At 70.7% G+C, this 12,568-nt stretch carries 11 protein-coding genes; 2 read left to right on the forward strand and 9 right to left on the reverse strand.

From position 1 onward, the window contains the following. The first annotated feature begins 296 nt into the window (after nucleotides 1-296). Nucleotides 297-824, forward strand: coding sequence for a universal stress protein (locus IE177_RS05145; RefSeq protein WP_190013535.1), 528 nt, complete (start codon nucleotides 297-299; stop codon nucleotides 822-824). 242 nt (nucleotides 825-1,066) lie between these two features. Here IE177_RS05145 and glmS read toward each other — a convergent pair whose 3' ends face one another. The 3 genes from glmS to IE177_RS05160 form a co-directional block, all read right to left on the reverse strand. Then, nucleotides 1,067-2,884, reverse strand: a complete 1,818-nt coding sequence (gene glmS / locus IE177_RS05150) for a glutamine--fructose-6-phosphate transaminase (isomerizing) (protein ID WP_190013536.1) — start codon at nucleotides 2,882-2,884, stop codon at nucleotides 1,067-1,069. Between the two features lie 44 nt (nucleotides 2,885-2,928). Continuing rightward, nucleotides 2,929-3,186, reverse strand: coding sequence for a hypothetical protein (locus tag IE177_RS05155; protein ID WP_190013537.1), 258 nt, complete (start codon nucleotides 3,184-3,186; stop codon nucleotides 2,929-2,931). A 135-nt stretch (nucleotides 3,187-3,321) separates the two neighbouring features. Further along, on the reverse strand, nucleotides 3,322-3,705 hold the full coding sequence (locus tag IE177_RS05160) for a DUF4429 domain-containing protein (protein ID WP_190013538.1): 384 nt from the start codon (nucleotides 3,703-3,705) through the stop codon (nucleotides 3,322-3,324). A gap of 62 nt (nucleotides 3,706-3,767) precedes the next feature. On the opposite strand from IE177_RS05160, the gene IE177_RS05165 reads away from it, so the two are divergent. Then, the gene (locus IE177_RS05165) at nucleotides 3,768-5,378 is read left to right on the forward strand and encodes a beta-N-acetylhexosaminidase (protein ID WP_190013539.1); all 1,611 of its coding nucleotides are present in this window, start codon (nucleotides 3,768-3,770) and stop codon (nucleotides 5,376-5,378) included. Nucleotides 5,379-5,450: 72 nt separating this feature from the next. Here IE177_RS05165 and IE177_RS05170 read toward each other — a convergent pair whose 3' ends face one another. From IE177_RS05170 to IE177_RS05195, 6 genes are all read right to left on the reverse strand, one after another. Continuing rightward, nucleotides 5,451-7,220: an IucA/IucC family protein gene (locus IE177_RS05170; RefSeq protein WP_190013540.1), complete on the reverse strand. Its 1,770-nt coding sequence runs from the start codon at nucleotides 7,218-7,220 to the stop codon at nucleotides 5,451-5,453. After that, nucleotides 7,217-7,741 (reverse strand): GNAT family N-acetyltransferase, encoded by a 525-nt coding sequence (locus tag IE177_RS05175; protein ID WP_190013541.1) that lies wholly within the window; start codon nucleotides 7,739-7,741, stop codon nucleotides 7,217-7,219. Before IE177_RS05175 ends, IE177_RS05170 begins: the two co-directional genes overlap by 4 nt. Further along, on the reverse strand, nucleotides 7,738-9,024 hold the full coding sequence (locus IE177_RS05180; RefSeq protein ID WP_190013542.1) for a lysine N(6)-hydroxylase/L-ornithine N(5)-oxygenase family protein: 1,287 nt from the start codon (nucleotides 9,022-9,024) through the stop codon (nucleotides 7,738-7,740). The genes IE177_RS05175 and IE177_RS05180 overlap by 4 nt, the downstream gene beginning before the upstream one ends. Further along, nucleotides 9,008-10,450, reverse strand: coding sequence for a lysine decarboxylase DesA (desA, locus tag IE177_RS05185; RefSeq protein WP_190013543.1), 1,443 nt, complete (start codon nucleotides 10,448-10,450; stop codon nucleotides 9,008-9,010). The genes IE177_RS05180 and desA overlap by 17 nt, the downstream gene beginning before the upstream one ends. A 116-nt stretch (nucleotides 10,451-10,566) precedes the next feature. Beyond that, nucleotides 10,567-11,409, reverse strand: a complete 843-nt coding sequence (locus IE177_RS05190; protein WP_190013544.1) for a siderophore-interacting protein — start codon at nucleotides 11,407-11,409, stop codon at nucleotides 10,567-10,569. A 38-nt stretch (nucleotides 11,410-11,447) separates the two neighbouring features. Further along, nucleotides 11,448-12,494, reverse strand: a complete 1,047-nt coding sequence (locus tag IE177_RS05195; RefSeq protein WP_190013545.1) for an ABC transporter substrate-binding protein — start codon at nucleotides 12,492-12,494, stop codon at nucleotides 11,448-11,450. Nucleotides 12,495-12,568 lie beyond the last annotated feature (74 nt).

A 12,568-nucleotide genomic window follows, 5' to 3' on the forward strand; every position in this document is an offset into this window, starting at 1 on the left:
GGTGGCTCACCCCGGTTCAACGCGCGTTCGACGCGGCGGTCACCGGCCGCGCATCTGTGAATCCCGTGCAAACCGCTGTACGGGGCAGCAACCATTGCGTTACGGGCGCGGCTCGTGCATGCTCCGGTGAACCCCCACGGAAGTCGGGGTAGCGCTCACGGAGCGTGCGCGAGATTCGGGCGAGGGAGGCTTGCCGCCGTACCCTTGGGGGTAAGGGGTGGGGAAGACGTTTCCCGGACACCGCTCCGCAGCGCGCTCTCACCCACCCGATGAAGGATCACAACGCCGAGACAGTCATGGCCGGTCACGAATTCTCCGAACCCGCGGACCGCAAGCGGCCGGTCGCCGATCCCACGGCGGCCGATCCCCTGGCGGCGGAAGAGCCACGCCGGGCGTGCGATCCCGCCTTCCGGCACGGAGTCGTCGTCGGCTTCGACGGCTCGACCTCCAGTGAGCGCGCCCTGGCCTACGCGATCGGCATGGCCCACCGCTCCCACTCCGGCCTGATCATCGTCCACGTCGCGAACCGGCTGCCCACCACGGTGTGGGCGGGTTGCGAGCCGCCCGTCTTCGTCGACGTGCCGGACCACCGCACCGAGGTGCTGGGACTCGAACTGGCCTGCGCGGACTATCTGGCCGAGGTGCCGTGGATCCTGGTCGAGCGGGGCGGGGACATCTGCCACGAACTCGAAGAGGTGGGGCGGGAGTACGAGGCCGATGCGATCGTGGTCGGCTCGACCCACGGCATCGTGGGGCGGATCTTCGGCTCCGTGGCCGGGCGGCTGGCCAAGCGGGCGCAGCGTCCCGTGATCGTCGTCCCGTAGCTCCTGACGGCCCGTCAACTCCCTTTGTGCAGCGCGGAACTACTCGCGCGTAGAGGTGTTCGCGTCCTGGCGTGAAGGGCATACACCGGTCATCGCACCGAGGCGTGCCGCGGGCCGGGGGGTGACGGCCGCCGGCTCAGGGTGGAGGTCAGGCTGATCCCACAGCGGCACGGAAAGGACCCCCATGTGACAGGTGGCACACATGGGGGTCCGTTCTTCGCGCCGTCGGGCCGGGGGAGCCGCTACTCCACCGTCACCGACTTGGCCAGGTTGCGCGGCTTGTCGATGTCCCGGCCCAGGGCCTTGGCCGTGTGGTACGCCAGGAGCTGGAGCGGGATGCCCATCAGGATCGGGTCCAGCTCGTCCTCGTTCTTGGGGACGATGACCGTCTGGTCGGCCTTCTCCTGGTGCTGGTGGGCCACGGCGAGGATCTTGCCGCTGCGGGCCTTGATCTCCTCCAGGGCCGCGCGGTTCTTCTCCAGCAGGTCGTCGTCGGGCACGATCGCGACCGTCGGCAGGGCCGGCTCGATCAGGGCCAGCGGACCGTGCTTCAGCTCGGAGGCGGGGTAGGCCTCGGCGTGGATGTAGGAGACCTCCTTGAGCTTCAGGGAGGCCTCGCGGGCCACCGGGTAGCCCCGGACGCGGCCGATGAAGAGCATCGAGCGGGCGTCGGCGTAGCTCTCCGCGAGCTGCTTGATCTCCTCCTCCTGCTTGAGGATCTCGGTGATCTGCTCCGGCAGCCTGCGCAGGCCCTCGATGATCCGCTTGCCGTCCCGGACGGAGAGGTCACGGGTGCGGCCGAGGTGCAGGGCGAGGAGGGCGAAGGCGACCGTGGTGTTGGTGAAGCACTTGGTCGACACCACGCAGACCTCGGGGCCCGCGTGCACGTAGATGCCGCCGTCCGCCTCGCGGGCGATCGCCGAGCCGACCACGTTGACCACGCCGAGGACGCGGGCGCCCTTGCGCTTGAGCTCCTGCACGGCGGCGAGGACGTCGTAGGTCTCACCGGACTGGGAGACGGCGACGTACAGGGTGTCGGGGTCCACGACCGCGTTGCGGTAGCGGAACTCGGAGGCGGGCTCGGCGTCGGCGGGGATGCGGGCCAGCTCCTCGATCATCTGGGCGCCGATCATGCCCGCGTGGTACGAGGTGCCGCAGCCGAGGATCTTCACGCGGCGGATCCGGCGCGCCTCGCGGGCGTCCAGGTTGAGGCCGCCGAGGTGCACGGTGGAGAAGCGCTCGTCGATGCGGCCGCGCAGCACACGGTCCACGGCGTCGGCCTGCTCGTGGATCTCCTTGTGCATGTACGTGTCGTGGCCGCCCATGTCGTACGAGGCCGCCTCCCACTCCACGGTGGTCGGCTCGGCGCTCGTGCGGGTGCCCTCGGTGGTGTACGTGCGGAAGTCGTCGGCCTTGAGGGTGGCCATCTCGCCGTCGTCCAGCGTGACTATCTGCCGGGTGTGGGCGACCAGCGCGGCGATGTCGGACGCGACGAACATCTCCTTCTCGCCGATGCCGAGGACCACCGGGGAGCCGTTGCGCGCCACCACGATGCGGTCGTTGAAGTCGGCGTGCATCACCGCGATGCCGTACGTGCCCTCGACCACCCGCAGGGTCTCGCGGACCTTGTCCTCCAGCTTCTCGGCCGGGGAGCGGGCGATGAGGTGGGTGAGGACCTCGGTGTCGGTGTCGGAGAGGAACTCGACGCCGTCCGCCTCCAGCTTGCGGCGCAGGTCGGCGGCGTTGTCGATGATGCCGTTGTGCACGACGGCGACCTTGCTGTCGGCCGACATGTGGGGGTGGGCGTTCACGTCGGAGGGGGCGCCGTGGGTGGCCCAGCGGGTGTGGGCGATGCCGGTGGTGCCCTTGAAACGCGCCGGGACCTTGGCCTCCAGGTCGCGCACCCGGCCCTTGGCCTTGACCATCTTCAGGCCGGGCGTCTTCGGGGAGGTGACCACGATGCCCGCGGAGTCGTAGCCGCGGTACTCCAGCCGCTGCAGACCCTCCAGCAGGAGGGGCGCGACGTCACGCTTCCCGATGTATCCGACGATTCCGCACATATATAGACGTATCCCTTGGCTGTCGCTCGGTCCGTCGGCTGTCGTCAGCCGTAGACCATGCGGCGCAGCTGCCTGAGCGTCAGCTCCGGCGGCGCCACCGCCCGGTATTTCAGGTCCGCCTCGATCCGTTCGAAGATCTCCGCGTTCACCAGGCCCTGGGCCTGCAGCTCGCGGTGGCGGCGGCGGACGAACTCCTGCGTCGTCTCGTCGAAGAAGGCGAGCACGTCCTGCACCACCCGCAGCGCCTCGCCCCGGCTCAGGGGCGTGGAACGCGTCAGGTGATCAAGGAGTTCGTCGTGCACCCGGTAGATCCTGGAGTATGGCCGTGAGTTTCGCAAGAATCGTGCCCGTTTCCGGGCAGGCTCCAGGCGGGTCTCCTGTGGGGCGCTGTGCGCACGCCGCACCGAGGGTGTGGTGCACGTCACCGCGGGCGGACCTCACATGCGTTTGAGGACCGCCTGCTTGGCCAGCGTGAACTCCTCGTCCGTCAGCACCCCCGCACGGTGCGGCTCGCCCAGTTCGCGCAGTCGTCGCAGCAGGGCGTCGTGGTCCTCCCCGGCCGGTTCCTCCCGGAGCTGCGGCGCCTCGGGAGGGGCGGCGGTCCCGAGGGAGGCGGAGGGGGAGGCGTCACGGGCCGTGGCCGAGGGGTGCGGCAGCCGGGCCTGGACCGCCGCCGCGACCCCGGCCAACGCACCCAGAGGCACGCCGAGTTCCCCCAGCTCACGACGGAGCGGGCTGACGTTCCTGTCCCGGCCGGGCGTCAGCCGCAGGGCGTCGCCGTCGAAGACCCAGGTGCCGCCCTTCTGGATGATTTCCGCCATGCGGGGATTGTTTCACCGGATCTGCGGGATGGTGGTCTCGACCACATCTGAAGGGAGCGCAGGTGAGACGGAACCACAGCACGACTCCCCGAACGGCCCGCATCCTCGGATCACTTCTGCTCGTGGCGGCGGCCGGCGTGTGCGCCGTCGGCACGGCCCCGGCGGCCCCCGCCGCGCCCGCCGCGACACCGACCCCGCTCGACCGGGTGGTTCCGGCACCCACCTCCGTCAAGCCCGGCGGAACCCCGTACCGCATCACCCGCGCCACCGGCGTCCGGGTCGAGGGCTCCGCCGAGGTCCGCCGGATCGGCGCGTACCTCGCCGGCATCCTGCGGCCCTCCACCGGCTATCCGCTGCCGGTCACCGACCACGGCGCCGGCGGCATCCGGCTCAGCCTGGCCCCCGGCGATCTCGGGGCCGAGGGCTACCGGCTGCACAGCGGCGCGGACGGCGTCACCATCACCGCGAGCACTCCCGCCGGCCTCTTCCACGGCGTCCAGACGCTCCGTCAGCTGCTCCCGGCGGGCGTCGAGAGGAGGACCGTCCAGCCCGGCCCCTGGTCGGTCGCCGGCGGCACCGTCGAGGACCGCCCGCGCTACGCCTACCGCGGCGCCATGCTCGACGTCTCCCGGCACTTCTTCACCGTCGCCCAGGTGAAGCGCTATATCGACCAGCTGGCCCTGTACAAGGTCAACGAGCTGCACCTGCACCTCAGCGACGACCAGGGCTGGCGCATCGCCGTCGACTCGTGGCCGCGCCTGGCCGGCTACGGCGGTTCCACCCAGGTGGGCGGCGGCAGGGGCGGGTACTTCACCAAGGCCGACTACCGGGAGATCGTGCGGTACGCGGCCTCCCGCTACCTGGAAGTCGTCCCCGAGATCGACATGCCGGGCCACACCAACGCCGCCCTGGCCTCCTACGCCCGGCTCAACTGCGACGGCGTGGCGCCCCCGCTGTACACCGGCACCCACGTCGGCTTCAGCTCGCTGTGCGTGCCCAAGAAGGTCACCTACGACTTCGTGGACGACGTGATCCGGGAGCTGGCCGCCCTCACCCCCGGCCGCTACCTCCACATCGGCGGCGACGAGGCGCACTCCACGAGCCACGCCGACTACGTCACGTTCATGGACCGGGTCCAGCCGGTCGCCGCCAAGTACGGCAAGACGGTCATCGGCTGGCACCAGCTCACCGGCGCGCACCCCGCCAAGGGCGCCCTGGCGCAGTACTGGGGCCTGGACGGCACCAGCGCGGCGGAGAAGGCCCGGGTCGCCGAGGCCGCCCGGAAGGGCACCGGGCTGATCCTGTCCCCGGCCGACCGGGTCTACCTCGACATGAAGTACACGAAGAACACGAAACTGGGCCTCACCTGGGCGGGCCTGGTGGAGGTGAAGCGGGCCTACGACTGGGACCCGGGCGCCTACCTCGCCGGCGCCCCCGCCTCGGCGGTCAGGGGCGTCGAGGCACCCCTGTGGTCGGAGACCCTGAAGACGTCCGCCGACATCGAGTACATGGCGTTCCCGCGTCTGGCGGGCGCGGCCGAACTGGGCTGGTCGCCGGCATCCCGCCACGACTGGAACGCCTACAAGGCACGGCTGGCCGCCCAGGCCCCGCGCTGGGACGCCCTCGGCATCCACTACTACCGCTCCCCGCAGGTCCCCTGGCCGAAGCGCTGAACGGCCGCCCGGACGCGCCACGGGCACCCCGCGGGACCGTACCGCGGGGTGCCCGTGCGCACCGGTGGGCCGTCAGCGGCCCGCTATGGGGTTCTCCAGGTCCCCCACCAGCTGCAGCGCGCCGGACGGGTCGGCGAGGTCCACCATCTGGCGGTTGTCGCGCAGCTGGAGCCGGTTGAGGCAGGACAGGGCGAACCGGGGGGCGAAGATGTCGTACCGGCGGAACCGGTCGGCGAGCTCGGGGTGCGCCCCCTGGTACTCGCGGGTGACCTCGGCGACGGTGCGCCAGAAGTCGTCCTCCGCCAGGACGCCCTCGGCGGCGAGGCGGGCGGAGAGGAAGCGGAAGAAGCAGTCGAAGACGTCGGTGAAGATCGACAGCAGCTTCTGGTCGTCCGGGACGTCGACGCGGACGCGCCGCACCGGGGGCGGCAGGACGGCGTCGGGGTCCATCACCACGATCTCCTCGGCGATGTCCTTGTAGACCGCCCGCCGCACCACCCCGTCCTCCAGCACCAGGATCACGTTCTCGCCGTGCGGCATGAAGGCCAGGTCGTAGGCGTAGAAGCTGTGCAGGAGCGGGGTGTAGTAGGCCCGCAGGTACCGCCGCAGCCACTCGGCCGGGGGCAGGCCCGAGCGCGCGATCAGGGCGCCCGCGAAGGTGGCGCCCTCGTGGTCCACGTGCAGCAGGGACGCCATGGTCGCGAGGGACTCGCCGTCCCGCAGCGAGGGCACGGGGCTCTCCCGCCACAGCGCGGCCAGCATCTTGCGGTACGGCGAGTGGCGGTCGGTGGCCTTCTCGTACTCCAGGTGCCGGTAGCCGACGGCCGCGCGCTCCCGGATGATCGTCAGGCCGGCCGACCTGAGCACCGGGTCGTTCTCGATCAGCTGGGCCAGCCAGTCGTTGATGGCCGGGGTCGCCTCCATGTAGGCGGCCGAGAGCCCGCGCATGAAGCCCATGTTGAGGACGGACAGGGCCGTCTTCACGTAGTGCTTGCGCGGGTCGCCGGTGTTGAAGAAGGTCCGGATGGACTGCTGGGCCAGGTACTCGTCGTCGCCCTCGCCGAGGCAGACGAGATGGCCCCGGGCCACCTCGGCGGCGAAGGTGACGGTGAGCTTGTTCCACCACTGCCAGGGGTGGACGGGGACGAGCAGGTAGTCGGCGGGGTCGAGGCCCCGGCCGGTCAGCTCCCGGTGGAACCGCTCGACGGTCTTCCCGCCCAGCTCCTGCCGGATGAAGTCCTCGTACTCGATGCCGGCCCCGGCGGTGAACGCGGCCCGTGAGCGGTGCGCGGCCAGCCACACCAGCCGGACCGGGCTCGCGGTCTCCGGGGCGTACGCCAGGTACTCGTGGACGCCGAACCCGAGCCGTCCGTTGTTCGCGACGAAGCAGGGGTGTCCCTCGGTCATCCCTGTCTCGATGTCCTGGAAGCCGCCGCGGGCCAGCTCGGCGGAGGTCACCTCGGGCTTGGTGAGCTTGTAGCAGGTGCCGGAGAGGGTGGAGGAGATCTCCTCCAGGTAGACCGGCAGTATCTCGTCGGAGAGCCCCAGCGAGTCCCTCAGCTCGATGACGAAGTCCAGCGCCTCCAGGGGCAGTTCCGTGCCGTCGCGGTGCCTGGTGATCGATCCGGTGTCGATCTCCCAGTGGTCGAGGGCCCGGCGGACCGCGCGGAACCGGTAGGAGGTGAGGCCGTCGTCGGTGCGCACGACGTACCCGTCGCCCTCGGTTTCGGGCGTGATGAGGCGCTCGTGCGCGAACTCGGCGAGCGCCTTGCGTATCAGCAGACGGTTGGCGGTCGCCCAGCGCCCGGGGGACAGGTGGGCGACGGCGTCGGCGAGGCTCATGCGGCCACCGCCGCGGTGAACCGCTCGCGCGTGCAGAAGCTCAGCAGGGCGCGCTTCTCCGGCTTGCGTATCTCCCGCTCGGCCACGAACCCGACGGCCTCGTTCAGGCGGTGCACGGCCGTGTTGCGCACGTCCGGCTCGACGACGACCCGCCGGGTCGCCGGGTCCTCGAAGAGGTGCGTCATCACGGCGGTGATGACGGCCCGGGTGAAGCCGTGCACGGGGGTGTCGGTGGGTGCGACCAGGAAGTGCATGCCGACGTCCCCCGGGCGCGGCTCGTACAGGCCGACCAGCTCTCGGCGGGCCGGGTCGTACGTCTCCATGAGGAAGGCCGGCTCGCCGTCGTGCAGTCCGAGGAAGGCGTGATGGTACTCGTCGGCCGCGATCTCCATGTAGGCGCGCTCGACGTCCTGGAGTTTCGCGTCCTGCATCATCCAGAACGCCGCCTTCGGGTGGGTGACCCAGCCCAGCAGCAGCTCGGCGTCGTTCAGGGGGTCGAGGGGGCGGATGGTGAAGGTCATACGCTGAACTCCTGGAACGCGATGGTCTTCTCGACCGGGTAGTACTCCGTGCCGAGCAGTTCCCGGACGATGCTGCTGTTGCGGTAGGCGCCCATGCCCAGGTCCGGACTGGTGACGCTGTGGGTGTGGACCCCGGCGTTCTGCAGGAAGACGCCGCGGCCGGTGACGTCGATGGCGTAGTTGCGGGCGACGTCGAAGCGGCCGTGCCCGTCGAAGCGGAGGCGGTCGCGGATCGGGTCGAGGAAGGCCGGCGGCTCGTAGTGGTAGCCGGTGGCCAGCACCAGGCCCTCCGTGCGGATCTCGAAGTCCTTGCCCTGCTCGTCCTGCCGGAAGCCGAGCGTGTACGCGCCGTCCTCGTACGCCGCCGTGTTCAGCGTGGAGTTGGTGAGCAGGCGGGTGGGGACCGGGCGGTCGCCGCTGACGGCGTTCTTCTGGTAGAGCAGGTCGAAGATGGAGTCGATCAGGTCCGAGTTGATGCCCTTGAACAGGCCCTTCTGCTGCTTCTCCAGCCGGTAGCGGGTCTCCTCGGGCAGCGCGCGGAAGTAGTCGATGTAGTCCGGGGAGGTCATCTCCAGCGTCAGCTTGGTGTACTCCAGCGGGAAGAACCGCGGGGAGCGGGTGACCCAGTTCAGCCGGTAGCCGTGGACGTCGATCTCGGAGAGCAGCTCGTAGTAGATCTCGGCCGCGCTCTGGCCGCTGCCGACGATCGTGACGGACTCCTTCGCCCGCAGCTCCTCCTTGCGGTGCATGTACTGGGAGGTGTGCAGGAAGTCCCCGCCCAGCCCCTGGCATGCCGGGGGGACGTAGGGGACCGTCCCGGTGCCCAGGACGAGGTGCCGGGCCCGGTAGAGGTCGCCGTCCCGGGTGCGGACGACGTAGAGCTCGTCCTCGTACGTCACCTCGGTGACCGTCGTGCCGAAGCGGACGCTGCCGAGCTTGCCGGCCGCCCAGCGGCAGTAGTCGTCGTACTCGACGCGCAGCGGGTAGAAGTTCTCGCGGATGTAGAACGAGTACAGTCTGCCCTTCTCCTTCAGGTAGTTGAGGAAGGAGTACGGCGAGGTCGGGTCGGCCAGCGTGACCAGGTCCGACATGAACGGGGTCTGCAGGTGGGCGCCGTCCAGGAACATGCCCGCGTGCCACTCGAAGCCGGGCTTGGACTCCAGGAAGACGCCGTCCAGTCCGGCGATCGGCTCGGTGAGGCAGGCCAGGCCGAGGTTGAAGGGGCCGAGCCCGATTCCCACGAAGTCGTGGATGCGGTGGGCGGCTTCAGGACGCGCGGTCAAGGGACTCTCCCAGGTACTGCTCGGCGTGGCCGGCGATGAGGTCGAGGACGGTCGCGAGGTCGGCCGTCGTGGTCTCGGGGTTGAGCAGGGTGAACTTCAGGTAGTGGCGGCCGCCGACCTTGGTGCCCGCGACGACGGCGTTACCGGAGGCGAACAGGGCTTTGCGGGCGTGCAGGTTGGCGCGGTCGATCTCGGCGGGGTCGGTGACGGCCGCCGGGATGTAGCGGAAGACGAGGGTGGAGAGCGCCGGCTCGACGACGACGTCGTAGCGCGGGTCGGCCGCCAGCAGCCGCCAGCCCTCCCGCGCCAGGTCGCAGACCTCGTCGAAGAGCCGCCCGACGCCGTCGGCACCCATCGTCCGCAGGGTCAGCCACAGCTTGAGGGCGTCGAAGCGGCGGGTGGTCTGCAGGGACTTGTCGACCTGGTTGGGGATGCGCTCCGCCACCATGCGGCGCGGGTTGAGGTACTCCGCGTGATAGGTGGCGTGCCGCAGGGTGGCCGCGTCCCGGACCAGCACGGCGGAGGAACTCACCGGCTGGAAGAACGACTTGTGGTAGTCGACGGTGACGGAGTCGGCGCGCTCGATGCCGTCGATGCGGTCCCGGTTCCTCAGCGAGGCGAGCAGTCCGCAGCCGTAGGCCGCGTCCACGTGCATCCACACGCCGTACTGGGCGCACAGTCCGGCGATCTCCGGGAGCGGGTCGATGGAGCCGAAGTCGGTGGTGCCGGCGGTGGCGACGACGGCCATGGGGATCAGCCCGTCGCGCTCGCAGCGCTCCAGCTCGTGGGCGAGTGCGACGGTCTGCATGCGCTTGTCGTGGTCGACGGGGACGGTGACGACGGCGTCCGGGCCGAGCCCCAGCAGTTTCGCCGACTTCCTGACGCTGAAGTGGCCGGCCTCGGAGGCGAAGATCCGCAGTTTCGCGAGGTTGTCGCTCTTGGCCTCCTCCCGCGCGAGGAGCAGCGCCTGGAGGTTGGACTGGGTGCCGCCCGAGGTGAACACGCCGTCGGCGGCCGGGCCGAGGCCGATGCGGGCGGCCGTCCAGTCGATGAGCCTGCGCTCGATGAGGGTGCCGCCGGCCGACTGGTCCCAGGTGTCGAGCGAGGAGTTGACGGCGGCGAGCACGGCCTCCCCGAGCACCGCCGGGATGACGACCGGGCAGTTGAGGTGGGCGAGGTAGCGGGGATGGTGGAAGTAGACCGCGTCCCGGAGGTAGACGTCCTCCAGTTCGTCCAGGACCGCCGCGGTGTCGCCGAGCGGCCGGTCGAGGTCGATCGCGTCGATGCGGGGTGCGAGGGCGTCGACGGTGACGCCGGTGAACGGACGGTCGGTGGTGGCGAGTTTGGCCGCCACCCGCTCGACTCCTTCGGTCACGGAGCGGCGGTAGTGCTCCGCGGTGAGGCCATTGAGCAGGTGCGAGCGCATGTGGGGGTCCTCCGAGGGGACGATCCGCGAGGGGGTGAACTTAGGTTAGCCTATCCTAAGTTTTCTGGATCAAGGCGTGCCTGTGCGGCAACCGGCCCGAATGAGTCAGGAGTTGGTCACTCGGCGGCGCGCAGCTGCTCCTCCGTCATCCCCTGTCGCCAGTAGCCGACGAAGGTGACGCGCCGCCGGTCGACCCCGCGCTCGCCGGCGAAGTGCCGCCGCAGCTCCTTGACCTGACCCGATTCGCCCGCGATCCACACGTACGGCCTTTCGGCGGCGGGGAGCACCGCGGCCCGGACGGCGTCGAGGGCCGGGCGGCGGTCGTCGTCCCGCACCAGCCAGGTGATCTCCGCGTCCGCCTCCGTCACCACGTCCTGGACGTCCCCGGTGTGCGGCACCTGCAGGAAGGCGCGGGCGCGGGTGCCGGCCGGCAGGGACTCGAGGATGGCGGTGGCGGCGGGCAGCGCGGTCTCGTCGCCCCAGACGACGACGAGGTCGGCGTCCCCCGGCGGCCGGAAGCGGATCGCGCGGTTGTCGGCGATCGCCGGCCCGAGCAGCAGGACGCGGTCGCCGGCGGCCGCCCGGGAGGCCCAGCGGGAGGCGGGTCCGGCCGGGGCGGCCGCGCCGGGGCCGACCCCGTGCAGCACGAAGTCGATGTCGATCTCGTCGGGGTCCCGGCGCAGGGCCCGCAGGGTGTACGAGCGCATCACGGCCCGTACGTCGTCCGGGAGTTCGCGCCAGCCCTGCCACCACGCGTCCCCCAGCTCCAGCGGGACGGCCGGCTCGCTCTGCCCCGGGTGCGGCAGGAACAGCGAAAGGGACTGGTCCCGCCCGTCGGAGTGGAAGGCGTGCAGGTCCGCGCCGGTGAAGGTGACCCGGACCAGGGACGGGCCGAGCCGCCTCGTCCGTGCGACCCGGAGGGAGAAGAAGCGGAACGGGGCGGCTACGGCCGTCGTCATGGGGGCTCCTGGTGCGGGAGGTGTCAGGGCGGGACGGACTAGGCGACCTTCTCGGCCTTCTCCAGGGCCTCGGCCAGCCCGGTGAGCAGGGGTACGCACTTGTCGTACGAGAGAATCGGTTCGGGTGAACGGGGGATGACCTGGCCGGCCTTGACGGCGGGCAGCTTCTTCCAGGTCGCCTTGGTGATGTCGGCCGGCTGGATCGCCGAGGTGCGGTCGTCCATCATGATGATGTCGGCCTGGTACTTGTCGACGTTCTCCCAGCTCAGCGACTCGTACCAGCCGCCGCCCTGCTTCTTGGCGCTCTCCGGCGGCTCGACGAAGTTCACGCCGAGGGCCTTGAAGTACTCCAGGTCGATGGAGAGGTCGGTGCCGGAGACGTAGAAGAGCTGGTCGCTCGCGGAGCCGGCCAGCACCCTGATGCCGGGCTTGGCCTTGGCGGCGGCGCGCAGCCGGGCGGCGGCCGCCTCGAAGCGCTTCTTGGCCCGCGTCACCTTGGCGGCCTTCAGGTCGGCGCCGAGCGACCCGGCGAGCTGCGCCATGCGCTCCAGTGACCGGGTGAGCTGCCGGTCGTAGACGGAGATGCCGACGCTCGGGGCCAGTTGGGCGATCTTCTTGCTCGACTCCTCCGGCACGTACCAGAGGGTGCCGGCGCCATCGAACATGGTGCTGACGAGCAGGTCGGGCGCGAGGGCCGCGTACTTCTCGATGCTGAACTGCCCCCAGGTGTTACCGAGGACCGTCACCTTGCTGACGTCCATGTCGCCGGCCTGGACGTCCGGCTTGCCGCCCGAGGTCCTGGTCGGGCCGAAGACGCCCTTGACCTGGACGCCGTAGTCGTACAGCGCGGCGCCGGCGCCGGTGAACGCGACGATGTTCGCGGGCACGCGGTCCAGCTTCACGGTCGTGCCGCGGTCGTCCTTGAAGGACCAGGGGCCGGGCTTGCCGCCCTTCGCCTGTCCTCCGGAGCCCGTGTCTTCGCCCTTGTCGTCCCCGCAGGCGGCGAGCGCGGCGCCGAGTCCGAGGGCGCCGCCCGCGGCGAGCAGACCGCGGCGAGAGAGGTGGGTGGCACGGGCGTGGGGCATGGGTATGACTGCTTTCGAACGGGGCTGAGCGCCCGCCGGACAAGGTCAAATGTAGGTTAGCCTAACCTCACCTG

This window comes from Streptomyces lucensis JCM 4490 (assembly GCF_014650035.1).
GTDB classification, from domain to species: Bacteria; Actinomycetota; Actinomycetes; order Streptomycetales; family Streptomycetaceae; genus Streptomyces; species Streptomyces lucensis.